This window comes from Methylocaldum sp., assembly GCF_039794385.1.
In the GTDB taxonomy this organism is placed as follows: domain Bacteria; phylum Pseudomonadota; class Gammaproteobacteria; order Methylococcales; family Methylococcaceae; genus Methylocaldum.
Genome location: NZ_JBDIVO010000478.1, coordinates 1 through 2,843, shown reverse-complemented (window position 1 = coordinate 2,843; position 2,843 = coordinate 1). Strand labels below are relative to the sequence as shown.

The 2,843-nt window shown below is 60.9% G+C and carries 4 protein-coding genes; 1 reads left to right on the top strand and 3 read right to left on the bottom strand.

Annotated elements, in window-relative coordinates:
• Positions 1-3: 3 nt before the first annotated feature.
• Positions 4-126 carry a PhnA domain-containing protein gene (locus ABJK70_RS22985; protein ID WP_347259254.1) on the top strand — a complete coding sequence of 41 codons (123 nt, stop codon included), beginning with the start codon at positions 4-6 and terminating at the stop codon, positions 124-126.
• Between the two features lie 350 nt (positions 127-476).
• Here ABJK70_RS22985 and ABJK70_RS22980 read toward each other — a convergent pair whose 3' ends face one another.
• From ABJK70_RS22980 to ABJK70_RS22970, 3 genes are all read right to left on the bottom strand, one after another.
• On the bottom strand, positions 477-911 hold the full coding sequence (locus ABJK70_RS22980; RefSeq protein ID WP_077731503.1) for an NUDIX hydrolase: 435 nt from the start codon (positions 909-911) through the stop codon (positions 477-479).
• A 99-nt stretch (positions 912-1,010) separates the two neighbouring features.
• Positions 1,011-2,114: a DNA polymerase IV gene (dinB, locus tag ABJK70_RS22975; RefSeq protein ID WP_347259252.1), complete on the bottom strand. Its 1,104-nt coding sequence runs from the start codon at positions 2,112-2,114 to the stop codon at positions 1,011-1,013.
• A 602-nt stretch (positions 2,115-2,716) separates the two neighbouring features.
• Positions 2,717-2,843 (bottom strand): DUF427 domain-containing protein (locus tag ABJK70_RS22970; protein WP_347259253.1); only part of this gene is annotated, 127 nt, incomplete at its 5' end.

The following is a 2,843-nucleotide window of genomic DNA, read 5'->3' as shown; positions in this document are numbered from 1 at the left end:
TCCATCACGCTCAAAATGGGCACCAAGGTGAAAAGCATCCGTTTGGTCGGCGGCGACCACGAAGTGGACTGCAAGCTGGACAACGGCAATTTCATGCTGAAGGCCTGCTTTTTGAAGAAGGTCTGATCAGTCGCTTCTGGCCGATAGCGCTCTTATTCCAAATCGCCTTCAATCAGGCATTCATTTTCGTAGGGCGGGTTAGGCGCACAGCAGCACCAACCGACCGCCGATCACTGCGCTTCGCGTGCGCCGTAACCCGCCGAGCGACCTTCCATCGGCGGGTTACGCGGAGCCTGTCCTGAGCCCAGTCGAAGGGCCTGTCCCGAGCGGAGACTAGGGCTAACCCGCCATCGATGGGTTTCGCTTCGCTCTACCCATCCTACGATGAATGTTCACTCGAATGCCGAATGGAATTGCGCCGGGATTTCGCAAAGCTTCCATCCCGGCCTACAGGCTCTATCGATTCCGGCTCTCGTTCATCGCAGCGGCGCCACTCGTCCGGTCGCCCGGAATTCCCGGTAGTCCTCTAGCACCTGGGCATGGTCGAAGACCAGAGGCTGCGGCAGTTCATCCGGCATGACCACGCTGCAATGCTTGGCATCGTCTGCGGCTATCGGTTCGCCGCTGGCCTCCGCGACGTACACGACGGTCACGGTATGGCCTCGAGGATCTCGCTTGGGGTCCGAATAAATCCCCAGCAGGGCAATCAGGCGAACCTCCAGCCCGGTTTCCTCTTGGGCTTCGCGTCTGGCAGCCTGTTCCACGGTTTCGCCTATATCGACGAAGCCACCCGGAATAGCCCAGCCTTGAGGCGGAAAGGCACGTTCGATCAAGACAATGGGCCGGCCGGGCCGGTCGGTCAATTCGATGATAGCGTCGGCGGCAAGGGCGGGAGTCATCGGTCGCGGCATGGCGTTTTCCTGTCGTTCAAGCCTGATCCGATAGACACTTTATCAAATCCAAGTTCTGAGAAAAGTCGGGCGTGGCTTGGATGGTCCCCTTGGACAAGGTCAGTCCGGCGCGAACAGGTCCAACGTCACCGGACGTTGCGCGTTTTCCAGGACTGAAAAGCTGACGCCCAACAGGCGGACCTTGCGCCGGCCGGCTTCGGTGCGATTTAGGAGTTCCGCAAGGTGGGGCCGGACATCGCGGATGTCGCGAAAGGGCCGATCCAGGGTTCGGGCGCGGGTGACCAATTCGAAGTCGTCGTATTTGACTTTGACGGTGAGGCCACGAGCTTGTAGGCCGTGCCGGGCCAGTTTCTTCAGAACGCCTTCGGCGAGTTTGGCGAGGTGCTGGCACATTTCGGCCCGGTCCGAGAGGTCGGCGGGAAAGGTGGTTTCCGCGCCCCAGGATTTCCGCGGGCGGTTGGGGACGACCGGCCGCTCGTCGATGCCGCGGGCGATCCGGTAGTAGTGCTCGCCGGCCTTGCCGAACTGCCGTGTCAACGTGGCCAGCGCCAGGCGTTCGAGATCCCGGCCGCAACGAATGCCCAGCGCGAGCATTTTCGCTTCGGTGGCTTTGCCTATGCCGTGGAAGGCGCCGATGGGGAGCTCCGCGATGACGGCCCTCCCCTGTTCCGGCGGAATCAGGCAAAGCCCGTCGGGCTTGTGGCGGTCGGAGGCGATCTTGGCGAGAAACTTGTTGTAGGAAACTCCCGCGGAGGCGGTGAGCTGGGTCGCTTCCCGGATGCGCCGCTTGATTTCCCCGGCTATTCGCGTGGCGGAACCTTGGAGAATCGGACTTGCCGTGACATCCAGATAGGCTTCGTCCAGGGAGATGGCTTCGACCAGGTTCGTGAAGTCGAGGAAGATGGCACGAATTTCCGCCGAGACCGCCCGGTACACGTCGAACCTCGGCCGAATGAACACTGCCTCGGGACACAGCCGGTAAGCCTTGGCCGCAGGCATGGCCGAGCGGATACCGAACACCCTCGCCTCGTAGCTGCACGTCGCCACCACTCCTCGCGAGTTCGGGGCGCCGCCGACCACCACGGGTTTGCCGCGCAATTCGGGAAAGTCCCGCTGCTCCACCGCCGCGTAGAAGGCATCCATGTCGATGTGGATGATCTTTCGTGGGCGTTGGGGCGGCGGAACTTGATCAGAGCCGTTCAAATAGGGTCACCGGGTCTCGTTAGGGCTGCTGTCGGACTGCAATCTCGAACCGGCTGTCGCGGGCTAGAGCATTTTCATATCTACTGTACGGGCACTCGCGAGTAGGTCGGGAATCCTTTCCAATCGCAAACGGCGTCTTCGGGAGCGCCGAAGCCCCCCTTCCCGACGCCACGTCCCGGCCAAGCGTCTTCGTCGGCAAAGGGTTGCCGACCTACGAATGCTTGAATCCATTCACCCGAGCCGAAGGCGCCAACGACGTCCGCCAAGCTGGTTTTGCCGTACGAGCGCGATGAAAACGCTCTAAAGCCCGCTCCCACGGCAAGATCAATTGCAATCAATACCTGGAAATAGAAACAGCTCCAAGGATACCCGGACCTCGATCTCATCCAAAATGATGTATCCCGCCGGGCGGCCGTTGCGCTAAAAGCGGTCGTCGGTCGGTGTCAAGTCTTGTCGGCGAGACAGCTTTGTCGGAAGGGGCGTCCTGGCGCTCCAATCGCAAACGGTCTGGCCGGGAGCGCCGGCCAGACCCTTCCCAGGACGGCCGTTTGCGATTGGGAAGGAATTGCCGACCTACTTACCCCCGAATTTCGACATGCGGTCTAGGCTCCAACTTCGACACGAATGTCCGAAAACTTGTCGTCGTAAAAGGCGATCCGGTCTTTCAGTTCACGATGCTCTTCGTAGGGGTCCTCGTAGGTCCAGACCGAATCCTCGAGTTTCGTTTCG